Source organism: Flavobacterium sp. (assembly GCF_043778725.1).
In the GTDB taxonomy this organism is placed as follows: Bacteria; Bacteroidota; Bacteroidia; order Flavobacteriales; family Flavobacteriaceae; genus Flavobacterium.
This window is the reverse complement of the sequence record NZ_JAYWFT010000049.1, coordinates 1-15,350: the sequence shown is the minus strand read 5'-3', so window position 1 is coordinate 15,350 and position 15,350 is coordinate 1. Positions and strand designations below refer to the sequence as shown.

The window sequence follows — 15,350 nt, the reverse complement described above, 5'->3', positions numbered from 1 at the left end:
ATGTCAATTATTTTTAAAAAATCATATCGATTTGCAATAATTTCTGCATCCTACATTACACTATTTTCTACTAGTTTAATCACAATTTTATTGTACTTGTTCTTCACTTTTTCTTGGCAGTTTTGTTCCTTATTTGCTATTTCAGTCTATACTTTTGCTTTTTTTGTACTTCAATATAGAGTAGAGCACTTTATATATAGAAGAGTTAAAAAAATCTACGATGACGTTTCTTTGCTTGATTCTACAACCTTAAGAAGTCAGCCCATAACTACCGATATGGCAACATTAACTAAAGAAGTTAAAAAGTTTGCCACCGATAAAAAACTTGAAATTGAAACATTAAAAGTTCGTGAAGAATACCGTCGCGAGTTTATGGGTAATGTTTCGCACGAATTAAAAACGCCTTTATTCACAGTTCAAGGGTATCTTTCTACCTTGCTTGATGGCGCTATGAAAGATAAAGATTTACGTAAAAAATATCTGGAAAGAGCAGAGAAAGGTGTAGAGCGATTGATTTACATAGTAGAAGATTTAGACATGATTTCTAAACTTGAAATGGGCGATTTAAATCTTGATTTCTCCAGTTTTAATATCATTGAAGTTATTCAAAATGTATTTGACCTGTTAGAAATGCAAGCCGACAAAAAGAATATTATTTTAATGTTTGATAGAAGGTACAACAAGCAAATAAATGTATTTGGTGATAAAGAAAAAATCCAACAAGTGCTTACTAACTTGGTAGTTAATTCTATAAAGTATGGAAAGGAAAACGGCACAACAGAAGTTTCTGTTGAAGATTTAGTAAAAAATAAAATTATAGTTCGTGTTCGTGATAATGGCGAAGGAATTGAAAGTAACAATATTTCAAGACTATTTGAACGTTTCTTTAGAGTTGATAAAAGTGGCGCACGCAGCGAAGGCGGTTCAGGATTAGGACTTTCAATAGTAAAACATATTATTGAAGGTCATGACGAAAAAATTTATGTAGAAAGTGAATTCCACAAAGGTTCAGAGTTTTCATTCACGCTCGAAAAGCAAAAATAATTTCATCCAATTTAGTTCCGATTTGATTTTTGGTAATCCTGCATATAAAGGAATAGCAAGTAAATCTTCTAATTTAAATTTATCTTGTTTTGCCGTTGCAACCAATCCTTCTCTTTTGTATTTTTTAGCCAAATATTCTTGCTCAAATTGACCTGGCGTTGGAATAAAAAAGGCTTTCTTTTCTAGTTTAACTAAGTCCATAACTGTAGTATATCCAGATCTACAAAGTACTATTTCACTCTCATTGAACGTTTTTTGCAATTGTTCGGTTTGCATATAATTGTAAAAAGTGATATTGTTTTTTACTTCTTGTTTTTGTTCGGGTTCTACTTTGCCCTTTATAAAGATAACTTTTTCCTTATAATTTTGTAATTCGTCAATAAGTTTTTCTTCTAGTAATGTTCGTTGTGGTTCTGGTCCAGAAAGGATTACCATCAATTGATATGCAATAGGAAGTTCCTTTTTTTGCAATCTACTTAAGACGCCAATATATTTTAAGTTTAGATTAGAATCTTTTAAGTGACCTAATTTGCCCGATAAATTTGGAATGTCTTTCTCATCTGGAATCCAACATTCATTAAATTTTCTTATAAAATGTTGGTGCAATTTACTCGATATCCAAGTTGTTTTTCCTGACAAAACTGTAAGTTGATGTGTAATGAAAACAGATGGAATTTTTTTATTGTGAACACCAAGTCTATTGTCAGAAATGATGCCGCATAAATTGTATTGTTTCACCCAATTTTTAACTTGTTTTTTTTCGAAAAAAATTGCATTTATTGTTTTCGGACTGTTTTTTAAAAGTTTCCACTTAAAATCTTCTGCTTTTTTAGCATATTCAATGTTATATGAAGGTAATTCTAACGCTAATAAATGCGGAAATTCCTTTTTAAGTAAAGAAAGTGCAACACCATCGGATGCAATTATCGGATTAAATCCATAATTCTCCAATTCACGAATAATAGGAATACAGCGAGTAGCATGACCTAAACCCCAGTTTAACGGCGCAATAAGAATATTTTTATCAGAATTAGTCCATGTCATTTGTTACGATTCTATTAAGTTTTGAATTGGCAAGATAAAACTAATTGTGGTCTTATATATTTCCTTAATTTTGCCAAAACATTAATTTTAGTCGTGGGAAGTAAAAATAAGTTAAAAAGATTTAAGGAAAACGAAACATTCGAAAATGTTTTTCAACCAACAAGAGAAGAAGTAGTAGGCGGTGAATTTCCTTTAAAAGGAAAATGGAACAGCGATTTTTTCAAAAACGATAATCCAATAATTGTAGAATTAGGTTGTGGAAAAGGCGAATACTCTATTGGCTTGGCTCAAAGAAATCCAAATGCTAATTATGTGGGTATCGATGTAAAAGGCGCTCGATTTTGGCGTGGTGCAAAGACTGCTGTCGATGAAGGAATGCACAATGTAGCTTTCGTTAGAACTCAAATTGAGTTAATAAACTTTATTTTTGCCAATCAAGAAATTGACGAAATTTGGATTACTTTTCCAGATCCACAAATAAAATACAAACGTACTAAACACCGAATGACCAATTCAGAATTTTTACAATTGTATAAAAAAATACTAAAACCTAACGGAATTGTAAACCTAAAAACCGACTCCGAATTTATGCACGGTTACACCTTAGGATTATTGCATGGTGAAGGTCATGAAGTTTTATATGCCAATCATAATGTGTATAAAAATGAAGGTTCGCCGAGTGAAGTTACAGAAATTCAAACATTTTACGAGAATCAATATTTGGAAGTTAACAAAGCAATTACGTATATTCGTTTTAAAATCAAGTAGATGAATTTGTTTCTTCCGTTTTTTTTCGGTTTTCTATCAGCTGTTGTTGGGGTTATTCCGCCTGGATTAATCAACATGACAGCGGCTAAAATTAGTTTGTTTGACGGAAAAAAACGTGCTTTAGTTTTTGTTCTCGGTGCTTTATTAGTGATTTTTTTTCAAACTTATATTTCTGTAATATTTGCGCAGTATATTGATAAACATCAGGAAGTAGTAATTTTACTGCGTGAAATAGGACTTTTTATTTTCATAGCATTAACGGTATATTTCTTAAAATTTGCTAAAAAACCTCAAATAAAAGAAAACCTTACAGTTAAAAGTAAGCGAAGTCGTTTTTTTATGGGCATGGTAATTTCGGCAATTAATTTCTTTCCAATTCCTTATTACGTTTTAATAAGTGTTGCAATGGCTTCTTATAATGTATTTACTTTTAAGCCGTTGCCAATATATTCTTTGGTTACAGGAGTTGTTGCAGGATCATTTATGGTTTTTTATTTTTATGTGGTTTTCTTTAATAAAATGAAAACTAAAGCAGATTATCTAATTAATAATATGAATAAAATGATAGGTACAATTACAGGAGTTGTAGCCTTACTAACTTTGTTTAATATTTTAAAATTCTATTTAAAATAATTTTGCAAATAAAAGAAACCAACAATGATAATTTCTTTGAGCGTGTGTACGCAATAGCACGACAAATTCCTTATGGAAAGGTAACTTCCTATGGTGCAATTGCCAAATCTTTAGGGACTGCTCGCTCTGCAAGAATGGTAGGTTGGGCAATGAACGCAAGTCATAATTTAGACGATGTGCCAGCTCATAGAGTTGTAAACCGAAAGGGATTGTTGACTGGAAAAATGCATTTTGACGGGACCAATTTAATGCAACAATTATTAGAAAATGAAGGAATAAAAGTTGTGGATAATCAGATTATTGACTTTGAGAAAGTTTTTTGGATGCCTCAAATGGATTTGTAATTATTTCCTAATTTTTTATTTGTTATCGATGCTAATCGTTTCAAGTAATCTTCCAAATTTTCTTCTTCATTTCTAGGAATCATTTCAATTGAACTTGAAAAACTATCAATTAAGTTTAAATATTTTTTAAATGTTCTTTTTAGCAAATCTTCATCTCTAGTTTCCCAATAGTAACCTTCATCTTTACATTCAAAATCTTCTAAATATTTGTTGTTAATGAAATCTAAAAGTAAAATTAATTTTTTATGATTCTGATATCCAGAATTTTGTGTTTTTGTAGCAACATCATATAATAAATCTTCATTTATCTTTTCACTCATTTGCATAACATTAAAGTTAATGATACTACTTATTCTTCCGTTTGATAAAAATGAAATACAAAATGGTTCCGATTCTGGTGGAGTAATCATTATTCCATAAAGGTTTTCTCTATCAATAATTTCAGTGAAAGAATTATTTTCAAATTGTTCTTCAAAAACAAAATAATTCCAGTTTTCAACTTTAGCAACATCTTTAATATCATCAATTAACGATTTTAAATCATTTGCCCTTTTTAGTTTTCCTTTATAATGTATTGTTAATCCCATAATTTCACTTTTTTTATCAAATACTATTATTTCCTAATTATTAAAAAATTTACAAATAATTACATAAATGCCTTTTCAAATATTTCACCTTTCCAATAATTAAAAGACTTTTTATTTATGCTTATTTTTTTCAAAAATTCACGTTCAACTAATTCTTCAATGTCTGTTCTAGCGGTTTGATTTGTTATTTTGAAAACATTTTCAATCTCTTTTACAGTAAAAAAGCGGTTGTTATCTTCTTCTATCCAAAACAAAATTTGTGCTTGTCTTTCATTTATATTTGGCAGTTTTAAATATTTATATAATTTATTTTCTTCTTTTTTCTTTTTTGAAATATAAATTTTTAAATCTTCAAAAGCTTGAATTAATACTTTTACTTGATAATGAATAAAATAAGTAACATCCATTTCATCTATTTCGGTATTGATGTATGCTTTTTCATATTGTGTTTTGGTTTTTAGAATAACTCTTGAAATTGATAAATATTCAGTCAACCAATAACCGTTTTTAAGTAAATACCAATAAAATAAAGCACGCGCTGTTCGTCCGTTTCCATCAACAAATGGATGAATGTAACCAATCAAGAAATGCATAATTGATGCTTTGACAATTGGATGAATAAAGTTTTCTTTCGGATTGTTGTTGAAAAAATCACAAAGTGACTGCATCAATTCATTTAATTCTTCAAATGATGGCGGTGTATGTACAATCTCACCAGTAATTTGATTCATTACCAATACATCGTTTGAAGTTCTAAAAACGCCGCAACTTTCTTCTTCCAAAGTGTTTTCTGTAACTAATCTATGAATTTCGAAAAGCTTTTCAATTGTAATTTCCTCATTCTTACTTTCGCTTATGTATTGAATAGTTTTGTAATTATTCAAAATCATTTGCTCCGATTTATTGGAAGGTTTTTTTCCTTTTCGAAGCATGTCTTTGGCTTTTACACGTGTTGTAGTTGCGCCTTCAATCATAGAAGAAAAAATAGATTCTTCCATCAAAGCATTCGATAAATACTGATGTTTGTCTAAGTCAGAAAGCAATTGTTCTTTTTGAATTCCTGCTCCAAAATTAAAATCTAAATAATGCAGTTTTTGTTGGAGATAATCATTTATACCATAATTTATTTCAAGTTTATTTTTTGCATTTAATGAAAATTTTTTTGATATTAATCTTCTAATTAGTTTTACTTCTTTCCATAATGACACATTATTTTTTTCATTTCCAATGTATTTAACTTTATTCCAAGGTAAATATTCTGATTCTATTTTATGAAAAAAATAGTCAAATGATGGCGTTTCTTTTAATAAAAAAAGAGTGCTTTTCTCATTATCGGGAAGGGTATAATCTGCCATTTTTCCTTATTATTAAAAAATTTACAAAAACAAATGTATTCATTTATTTTCTATTATTTCCTAATTTTTTAAAAATTTACAAATAATTACACAATATCACTCCACCAAACAAATCACAAAACTAGTTTTAAGTCCATTATTTTGATATGCCAAATAACCACCATGTGATTCAATAATGCTTTTAGATAACGTTAATCCAATGCCTGCGCCTTCTTTTCTAGTGGTAAAAAACGGAAGGAAAATTTTGTCTTCAATTTCAGGTTCAATTCCGTTTCCTGTGTCGGTGATGGTTATAAAAATGCGTTTTTCTTTAATTTCGGCATCAATGCTAATTTGCTTTTCTTTTTTGTCCGACAACGCATAAATACTATTGGTCAACAAATTTATAAGCACTTGCTCCATTTGATTTTTATCAATTTCCAACCATCTATTAAACGAAACAGAGTTAATAATTTCAATTTTTTCTTTCTTAAATAAAGTATTCATTAGCAACAAACTATCTTCAATTAGTTCTGTCAAGGCTACTTTTTCTTTTTTGGGCGAAGGCAACATAGCCAATTTTCGATAACTTTCTACAAATTGTTGCAAATGATCACTTCGGTTGAGCATCGTAAAAACACTTTGTTTCATATCTTCTAAATCTTCTGCTGAAAGCGTTTCTTGCTGCACCAATTCGTGTAAATTTTGTGATAACGAACGAATCGGCGTAAGCGAATTCAATAACTCATGCGAAATCACTTTCATCAAGTTTATCCAAGCATTTTTCTCCTTTTTTTCGATTACTTTCTGAATAGAATCCAACAAAACAATATAATAATCTTGGTTGAACGTTTTACTTCTTGAAGTCTGCATTACAAAAGTTTGCGTATCTTGATTGTTAACTCTAATTTCTAAAGTTGTTTTAGTTTCTTCAAAATTTTGTTCTTCGATTATACCGCAAAGTGTGGGCAATTGATTTTTTAAATAACTCCATTTGGAAACTTTTGGAACCGTAAAATGGTTAGAAAAATAATCATTCATTAAAAAAATGTTCCAATCGTTTTCTTCCTTTTGAAGAATTAAAATTCCAGTTTCTATATTGTTTAAAATCGAACTGTATATAATGTCTTTAGAAATCTGATCGTTTTGCTTGTGTTTCAAATTTTCATACAATTTGAATAAACTTGTATAATTGTCAAAAGATTTATGTCGTGAAAAATCGGCAGAAAAATCATTTTGTAAAATCGCCTGAATGGTTTTGTCGTAAAATGAAAAGATGTTTTTTATAAAATAAAAGAATTCTAAAAGCAATAAAACCAGTGTGAAAACAAAAAAAAGTAATGTATAAATCAATCCTTTTTCCAAAAGAAAAAAGCAAAATCCAATTGTAATTGAAACAAAAAATATTCTCAAAAATAAAGCATTATTTTTTCTCATTTTTCTAATTATCTTATTTTTTCTAAACAATTTTCAAATTAACACATTTTCAAATTTTCTCATTGTCTAATTTTCTCATTAACCAATTTTCTCAATTCCATATTTTTCTATTCTTCGGTATAATGAAGCCCGAGACAAACCCAATTCTTCAGCAGATTTACTGATGTTTTGATTGTTTTTAGTCAATACTTTTTCGATAGTATTTTTCTCAATATCAGAAAGTTGCAAATCATCTTGATTTTCATCAAACGAAGTAATTTCGTCTAGATCTAAATCGGAAACCGAAATAGAATTGTTTTCACACAGAATTATAGCGCGTTCCATTTTATTTTCCATCTCACGAATATTGCCGTTCCAAGCGTGTTTTTCTATTTTGGATAAAACGGCTTCATCAAACACAACTTCGTTTCTGTCATATTTAGCAATCATTTTTTGCAAAAGAAATTGTGCTAACGGAATTTTATCTTCCTTGCGTTCGCGAAGTGGTGGCAAAATAATTTCCATGGTATTGATGCGATAATACAAATCTTCTCGAAATGTTTTTTGTGCAACTTCTTGTTTCAAATTTAGATTGGTTGCCGTAATAATTCTAACATTCAGATTTCTTGGTTTTGATTCTCCCAATCTAGTTACCGTTTTCGTCTGAATAACTTGCAACAATTTAGACTGCAAATGCAACGGAACATTGCCAATTTCATCCAAAAAAATAGTTCCGTTTTGAGCCATTTCAAATCGTCCGGCGGTATCGTTTTTAGCATCAGTAAAAGCACCTTTTGCATAACCGAATAACTCGCTTTCAAAAATAGAATCACTCAACGAACCCAAATCGACAGCCATAAAAACATTGTTTTTTCGTTCCGATTGTTGGTGAATATAATTTGCCATAACGTATTTTCCAGTTCCGTTTTCGCCCAAAATCAAAACATTGGCATCGGTTTTTGCCACTTTATCAGCAAGCGAATAGGCTTTTTTGATGCTTTCAGAATTTCCAATAAAAAAAGAATCAACTACAATTTTATCGGTTTTTTTCTGTTGTTTTCGAGATTCATCGACGGCTTGTTTTACAACAGAAACTAATTTTTCGTTTTCCCAAGGTTTTAAAACATAATCAAAAGCACCATTTTTTAAACCTTCAACCGCAGTTTCAACTTTGCCAAATGCAGTCATTAAAATCACAATGGTTTTTGGCGAAAGCGTTTTTATTTCTTTCAAAAGATACAAACCTTCTCGACCATCTTCAAACCCTATTCGATAATTCATGTCCAATAAAACTACATCAATTGGATTTTCTACCAACAGTTTTACCACATTTCTCGGATTATTTATGGTGTAAATAGTTTCAAAATGTTTCTTCAAAAGCATTTTTGCAGCAAAAAGAATGTCTTCTTGATCGTCTATAACTAATATGTTGGCTTGCGTTTTTTTCATCTATTTTTTTGCCACGATTTATTATTTTTTGCCACGAATTGCACGAATTAGCACGAATACTTTTCTGTAAATTTAATTTCACAAATCTATGATTTGTGAAAATTTGTGTAATTCGTGGTTAACTTTTTTAATTCGTGGTAACTTTAGTTTTTGGTTACTGTTCAGTTTCGTACAAATAGTGTTCGATAATGAACATCTTAAAAAAAGGTGTTATTTATAAAGTGTCTAAAAATCAATTGTTTATAATTTTTAAGTTTTTGGCATAAAATTGCTTATAACCTATTCAAATTAACAACAATGGACACCGTCATCACTCACAAAACTAACAAAAAAAAGTACTTAATTATTGCATTGCCAATCTTTTTGATTTTGGGATATTTTATTTTCACATCTGTAACTAAAAAAAGAAGTTTGAATGTAAAAAAAGCCGAGATTTCGATAAAAACGGTAGAAGAAGGTTTTTTTGAAGATTTTCTGGTTTTTCAGGCACGAGTGGAACCCATGAATTCGATGTTGGTCAATATTATTGAAGGTGGAGCAGTTCAAGAAATTTATGTTGGAAACGGCGATATGGTTATAAAAGGGCAACCTTTGGCGCGATTGTACAACCCAAATTCGGAGTTGAATTATATGCAACAAGAAACCGCAATTATCGAACAAATTAATAATTTGAACAAAGCAAAACTCGATTTGAGAAATCAAGAACTTAATCTGGCGAAGGATTTAATTGCAATTGAGCACGATTATTTGGATGCCAAAAATTTATATGATTTGAATAAAAAATTGTTTGATCAAGAGATTTTATCTAAAAACGAATGGCAAATTACACAAGAAAATTTCAGGTTTCAAAAAGAACGGATGAACATCATCAAGCAAAGTGTTACGAAAGAAAAACAAGCGAATCAAATTCAGATTGGGCAACTCAATCAATCGATTGCTATTATGGATAAAAGTTTGTCGATTTTGCGTGATAACAAAAAGAATTTTCTAATAACGGCTCCACTTTCGGGACGACTTTCATCCTTTGAACCCATTCTTGGAAAAACCTACACACAAGGCGTAAGCATAGGAACAATTGATGTGATGAAAGGATATAAATTGGTTGCCGATGTTGATGAGTTTTATTTGGATAAAATAAAAAATAATCAAAAAGGAACGGTCGAATTCAACGGAAAGACGCTTGATGTACAAATTGTAAAAATCATTAAAGAAATTAAAAGTGGTCGTTTTCAGGTGGAATTGAATTTTGCGGCAGCAGAAAATATCGATTTACAACAAGGATTAAGTTTTGGAGTACGATTGAATTTATCCGAAAAAACCAAAACCAAACTACTCTCCAAAGGAAGTTTTAACCAAGAAACCGCAGGAAAATGGATATTTGTAGTAAACGGAAACACAGCCGAACGAAGAACTATAAAACTAGGAAAAGAAAATCCACTATATTATGAAGTTCTTGACGGATTAAAAGTTGGCGAAAAAGTAATTACATCGAGTTATAAAGATTATACAAATATTGAAGTCTTGAATTTGGAATAAAGAAAATAGAGAATAGAATATAGAAAAAAGAAACATCAATCAAAAAACGAATATTATGATAAAAATCAACAACCTTTCTAAAGTTTTTAGAACTGAAGAAATAGAAACCAAAGCACTAAATGAAGTTTCAATCACAATCAATCAAGGCGAATTTGTTACCATTATGGGTGCATCAGGAAGTGGAAAATCGACACTTTTAAATATTATTGGACTTTTAGACGGTGCGTCAAGCGGAAATTATCAACTTTTAAATCAGGAAATGATAGGTTTAAAAGAGCAAGAAAAATCGAAAGTTAGAAAACAAAATATTGGGTTCATCTTCCAAAATTTTAATCTAATTGACGAACTTTCTGTTTATGATAATATCGAATTGCCATTGATTTACAACAACATTCCATCATCGGAAAGAAAGAAAAAAGTAGAAGCAATTGCCGAACGATTGAATATTTCACATCGATTGAAACATTATCCGCAACAACTTTCGGGCGGACAACAACAGCGTGTTGCCGTTGCTAGAGCATTGATTAATGATCCGAAAATTATTCTTGCCGATGAGCCAACAGGAAATCTTGACAGTAAAAACGGAAACGAAGTAATGGAATTATTAACTGATTTACACGCGCAAGGAAGTACGATTTTAATGGTTACGCACTCTGATTATGATGCGTCTTTCTCGCAAAGAACCATTTTTATGAAAGACGGAATTGTGCTTTCTGAAAAAAATAATAGTAGAAATGTTGATATTTTAATCCATAAATAACAGAAAGGAATCATGCTAAAAAACTGGATAAATATATTTTTATACCACATCAAAAACAACAAACTTTTCACGACTTTGAATGTTTTGGGATTGAGTATTGGAATTGCAGGATTGATTTTTGCAACCTTGTATTGGAACGACGAACAAAATTATGACCAATGGAATCCTAATAAAGATGACGTTTTTCAGGTTTTAGTAGATTTTGGCAAAGGCAGCACTTTCTGGACGAATACTCCTGTAACTATTGAACCTTTTGTGAAAAATGACCCAAATATTGACAAAATGATTTTTGTTGAAAATTGGTACAATTCGCTACTATACAAATACAAAGGCAAAAAACAAATTGTCGAAAAAGTGTTTAATACGCAAAATGATTTCTTTGAATTTTTCCCTTTTAAATTTATTGAAGGAAGTGCAAAAACTGTTTTTAAAGATGAGAATAGTATTGCTTTAAACCAGAAAACGGCTGCACTTTTTTTTGGAACCGAAACCGCAGTAGGGAAACAAATTCAGTACGAAAACAAAACGCTAACCGTAACTGCTGTTTACGAAATTCCTGGAAATTCATCAATTGCGCCTAATGCTATTGTAAATGACATGAAAGGTAAAATTAAGGAAAATACAGATAAATGGGGAAACTTTAATTGTGGGTGGTTTATAAAATTGAAAAATCCATCAAAAACAAGTGAACTTTCAGCGAAAATAAGCAGTATTTATTATCAAAATAAAACAATTAAAGAAGCTAAAAGTGAAGGGATTACTCCAGAAGAATATGAAAAATTATATGGTAGTTTTAACTTTATTTTAGAGCCAATTTCTGGGTCAAGATTGCACACTAAAGGTCAAGGAATGCCCGAAGGAAAAGGGAATTATCAGTTTTTATTGATTATGGTTGGATTGTCAATTCTTATTTTGATTTTATCCATCGTGAACTACGTAAATCTCGCTACTGCAAATGCTATTCGTCGTGCTAAAGAAGTTGGCATTCGCAAAATTGTAGGTGCATCAAAGCTAGATATTATAAAACAATTTTTGTTTGAAACTATTATTACCGTTTTGTTTTCTATCCTTTTGTCATTGGTAATTGTGGAGTTGACTTTGCCTTACTATAATGAATTTTTAGGAAAAGAATTAATCATTTTTGGAGGTCAATTTTATGGGCAATTGGTATTAATTTTTATAATCACAATTGTTGCAGCAGGAGTTTTTCCGGCAATTTATGTGTCTAATTTTGAAACTTTAAAAGTGCTAAAAGGTAATTTTGGTCGAAGCAAAGGTGGCGTTTGGTTGCGTAACGGAATGTTAATTCTTCAATTTGCAATTGCTTCCTTCTTTATTATTGGATCTTACATTGTTTATCAACAAGTTAATTATTTGGCAAATAAAGATTTAGGATTTTCGGGAAGTCAAGTTTTAGATATTTCATACAATAAACCCGAATCTATTTATGGACAAAAAAATTATGAACAAATAATTTTTAATAATTATACCACATTAAAAAATGAAATTTCTAAAATTAATGGAGTAGAAAAAGTAGCAACTGGAGCCTTTCGTTTTGGTGGCGGAAACGACTCCTCTTCTGGGTTTAGTCATAATGGAGAAAATATTCAAGCACAAAATATTGCCGTTGATTTTGATATGCTCGAAATGATGAAAATACCAATGGTTCAAGGACGTTATTTAGATTCAAAAATAGCATCAGACACTATCAATTCAATGATGGTAAACGAAACCGCTTTGAAAATGATGAACGAGAAAAACCCAATTGGTAAAAATATCGATTGGAACGATAATAAGTTCAAAATAATAGGAGTTGTAAAAGATTTTAGCCTTTTTAATCCACAAGGAAAAGTGCCACCAATGGTGTTTTTTCACTTCAAAACGGTCAGTTGGATGGTTGGGAATTTAAGTGATGTTTATGTAAAAGTAAAACCCGAAAACATGGAGCAAACCATTGCAGACATCGAAAAATTTTGGGTAAAAAATGTCGATACCGAATATCCGTTTAAATATGATTTTGTCGATAAAGCGTATGCAAGAACCTATGAAACCTACGTAAAACAGAAGAATTTATTTTCGTTACTGAACATAATTGTAATTTTAATTGCGCTTTTCGGATTGTTTTCATTAGCATCATTTTCTATCCAAAGACGCATGAAAGAAATCGTTATCAGAAAAACACTTGGTGCAGAAACCAATGTTTTACTAAAAGAATTATCCAAACAATACCTCGTTTTTTGTGTAATTGGGTTTTTAATTGCGCTATTTCCAGTGTATTATTTGCTCAATTTATGGCTTGAGAATTTCGCTTTCAGAATTGATATTTCTGTAATTCCATTCATCATTGGATTTATTGTTCTACTGATTTTAACGTTGGTTGTGGTTTTGTCACGAGCTTATCAAGCAACAAGAGTTGATGTTTTGAAGTATTTGAAGTATGAATGATGAATTTCAAAAGTCAATTTCAATTGCAAAATTCAACTGCCAAAAAAATGAACCATTAAGAAATTAAGTTTCATTAAGTCTTAATAACCTTAATCTCTTAATGGTTTAAATTATATTCTACACTACAAAGTCAGTTCAATCCGAAGAAGAAAATTAAAATGGTTTCAATTAAAAAAATATTTTTGAGTTTAATAGTTATCTCAAGCACTTTTGCAAACGGTCAGGAAAATTCTTGGCCGTTGCAAAAATGTATCGACAAAGCATTAGAAAACAATATCGAAATTAAAATTCGTCAACTCGAAGTGAAGCGTGTTCAAAAAAGCAGTAATTCGGTTTGGAATCAATTATTACCAAACGTTAGTTTCAATGGAAACCAAAGTTATAATTTTGGTTCAACCATCGATCCGTCAACAAATGGTCGAGTAAGTTCTAATATTCAATACGATAATTTCTACATCAATGCCAACATGAATTTAATCGATTTTAGTGCTTTTGCCAATGTGCAGAAAAATAAAATTGATATCGAAAAAGCAAAATCCGACAAAGAAATCATTGAAAACGAATATAAATTACAACTTTTAGACAGTTATTATCAAGCGCTTTTTACCCAAGAATTACTAAAAATTCAGAAAGAACAATTTAAAAATGCCGTTTTCAATTTGGATAGAATTTCTAAAGAAGTCGAAATTGGAAAAAAACCCAAAAGCGATTTGTACGACATTCAATTGAGTTTTGCTCAAGAAGAAAAACGAATTTTAGAAACCAAGCAATTGTATGATTTCCAAAAAATCCAATTGTTTCAATTAATGAATGCCACTGATATTGCGACTTTAGATGTTGTATTAATTTCAAATTCATCCAATGTTGAAGCCCAAGTTTCCAATGAAATTTCCAATCCAAAAATAAAATCGGCCGAACTAAATTATAAAAGCAGTTTAAAAACATTGCGTTTTCAAAGAGCCAATAACTTACCAGTTTTATCCACTTTTTATTCTATTTCAAGTTTTTATTACAAGCCTTTAAATCAGCCAAATGCTATTGTAGATAATTTTAATAATCAAATTGGTAATAACAAAAACCAGCAAGTTGGAGTTCAATTAAGTCTGCCCATTTTTAACGGATTTAGAAACAGTAAAAAAAATGCTGCTGCCCAAATTGAAACCGAAAAAAACAAACTAATCATCAATCAAGAAAAACAAAAAATAGAAAATCAAATTGCATTAGAAAATCAAAACCGACTAAATTATTTACAACTTCATAATAAATTTGTAGAAACACTTTCTTACGCAAAAGCATCATTTACAACAACTCAAGCTAAGTTTTTGTCAGGAAAAATAGAATCAATTTCACTAACATCGGTTAAAAATATATTACTTTCGTCAGAATATGATGTTTTAAAAAATACGATGCAACTACAATATACCAATTTCAAAATCAACCTTATTAAAGGCAATAAATTATAACTATTTGATTATAACAAAACTTTAAACTCCTAAACTTTTAAACTCCTAAACTTCTTACTATCTTTGCAATCTAAAATCAGTCTGAATAAAAAGAATGATATTTTATATAAAACATTGATAATGAAGTTAGATAGAAAAGAAATCCTAAAAGCGTTAGAAACAATAACTATTGCAGGCGAAGGAAAAAATATGGTTGAAAGTGGTGCAGTAAAAAATGTACTTATTTTTGGCAATGAAGTAACAGTCGATTTGTTAATTTCAACTCCGGCAATGCACATAAAAAAACGTGCTGAAGACGATATTAAGAAACTAATTCACGAGCAATTTTCTCAAGATGCAATCGTGAAAGTTAACATTAAAGTAGAAGCTAAAGAAAATCCAAACGAAATTAAAGGAAAATCTATTCCCGGAATTAGCAATATTATTGCTGTAGCTTCAGGAAAAGGTGGCGTTGGAAAATCTACTACTACAGCAAATCTAGCCGTGACTTTGGCCAAAATGGGATTCAAAGTTGGAGTTCTAGATGC

General features: G+C 30.2%; 14 protein-coding genes. 9 read left to right on the top strand and 5 right to left on the bottom strand.

Annotated elements, in window-relative coordinates; translation table 11 throughout:
* On the top strand, positions 1-1,044 hold a 1,044-nt coding region (locus ACH2CG_RS04345), incomplete at its 5' end, for a sensor histidine kinase (RefSeq protein WP_395062568.1).
* Here the strand turns inward: ACH2CG_RS04345 and ACH2CG_RS04340 are convergent.
* Positions 1,018-2,088, bottom strand: coding sequence for a glycosyltransferase (locus ACH2CG_RS04340; protein ID WP_395062566.1), 1,071 nt, complete (start codon positions 2,086-2,088; stop codon positions 1,018-1,020). The genes ACH2CG_RS04345 and ACH2CG_RS04340 overlap by 27 nt on opposite strands.
* Before the next feature lie 93 nt (positions 2,089-2,181).
* On the opposite strand from ACH2CG_RS04340, the gene trmB reads away from it, so the two are divergent.
* From trmB to ACH2CG_RS04325, 3 genes are read left to right on the top strand one after another with little or no spacing between them, the layout of a single operon-like run.
* Positions 2,182-2,856, top strand: coding sequence for a tRNA (guanosine(46)-N7)-methyltransferase TrmB (trmB, locus tag ACH2CG_RS04335; protein WP_395062564.1), 675 nt, complete (start codon positions 2,182-2,184; stop codon positions 2,854-2,856).
* On the top strand, positions 2,857-3,489 hold the full coding sequence (locus ACH2CG_RS04330; protein WP_395062562.1) for a LysE family transporter: 633 nt from the start codon (positions 2,857-2,859) through the stop codon (positions 3,487-3,489).
* Positions 3,490-3,491: 2 nt separating this feature from the next.
* The gene (locus ACH2CG_RS04325) at positions 3,492-3,833 is read left to right on the top strand and encodes an MGMT family protein (RefSeq protein ID WP_395062560.1); all 342 of its coding nucleotides are present in this window, start codon (positions 3,492-3,494) and stop codon (positions 3,831-3,833) included.
* Here the strand turns inward: ACH2CG_RS04325 and ACH2CG_RS04320 are convergent.
* The 4 genes from ACH2CG_RS04320 to ACH2CG_RS04305 form a co-directional block, all read right to left on the bottom strand.
* Entirely contained in the window at positions 3,818-4,420 is a 603-nt protein-coding gene (locus ACH2CG_RS04320; protein WP_395062558.1) for a hypothetical protein, read from the bottom strand. The genes ACH2CG_RS04325 and ACH2CG_RS04320 overlap by 16 nt on opposite strands.
* Before the next feature lie 59 nt (positions 4,421-4,479).
* Positions 4,480-5,775, bottom strand: a complete 1,296-nt coding sequence (locus ACH2CG_RS04315) for a Fic family protein (RefSeq protein WP_395062556.1) — start codon at positions 5,773-5,775, stop codon at positions 4,480-4,482.
* 96 nt (positions 5,776-5,871) lie between these two features.
* The gene (locus tag ACH2CG_RS04310; protein ID WP_395062554.1) at positions 5,872-7,191 is read right to left on the bottom strand and encodes a sensor histidine kinase; all 1,320 of its coding nucleotides are present in this window, start codon (positions 7,189-7,191) and stop codon (positions 5,872-5,874) included.
* A gap of 78 nt (positions 7,192-7,269) precedes the next feature.
* A complete protein-coding gene (locus tag ACH2CG_RS04305; RefSeq protein ID WP_395062552.1) occupies positions 7,270-8,619 on the bottom strand; it encodes a sigma-54-dependent transcriptional regulator in 1,350 nt (449 codons plus the stop codon).
* Between the two features lie 297 nt (positions 8,620-8,916).
* Here ACH2CG_RS04305 and ACH2CG_RS04300 point away from each other — a divergent pair, with 297 nt between their 5' ends.
* From ACH2CG_RS04300 to ACH2CG_RS04280, 5 genes are all read left to right on the top strand, one after another.
* On the top strand, positions 8,917-10,155 hold the full coding sequence (locus ACH2CG_RS04300; protein ID WP_395062550.1) for an efflux RND transporter periplasmic adaptor subunit: 1,239 nt from the start codon (positions 8,917-8,919) through the stop codon (positions 10,153-10,155).
* A gap of 55 nt (positions 10,156-10,210) precedes the next feature.
* A complete protein-coding gene (locus ACH2CG_RS04295; RefSeq protein ID WP_395062548.1) occupies positions 10,211-10,915 on the top strand; it encodes an ABC transporter ATP-binding protein in 705 nt (234 codons plus the stop codon).
* Positions 10,916-10,927: 12 nt separating this feature from the next.
* Positions 10,928-13,360, top strand: a complete 2,433-nt coding sequence (locus tag ACH2CG_RS04290) for an ABC transporter permease (protein WP_395062546.1) — start codon at positions 10,928-10,930, stop codon at positions 13,358-13,360.
* A 182-nt stretch (positions 13,361-13,542) separates the two neighbouring features.
* Complete coding sequence (locus tag ACH2CG_RS04285; RefSeq protein WP_395062544.1) at positions 13,543-14,823, top strand: TolC family protein; 1,281 nt, start codon at positions 13,543-13,545, stop codon at positions 14,821-14,823.
* A 120-nt stretch (positions 14,824-14,943) separates the two neighbouring features.
* A partial coding sequence (locus ACH2CG_RS04280; RefSeq protein WP_395062542.1) for a P-loop NTPase occupies positions 14,944-15,350 on the top strand: 407 nt, incomplete at its 3' end.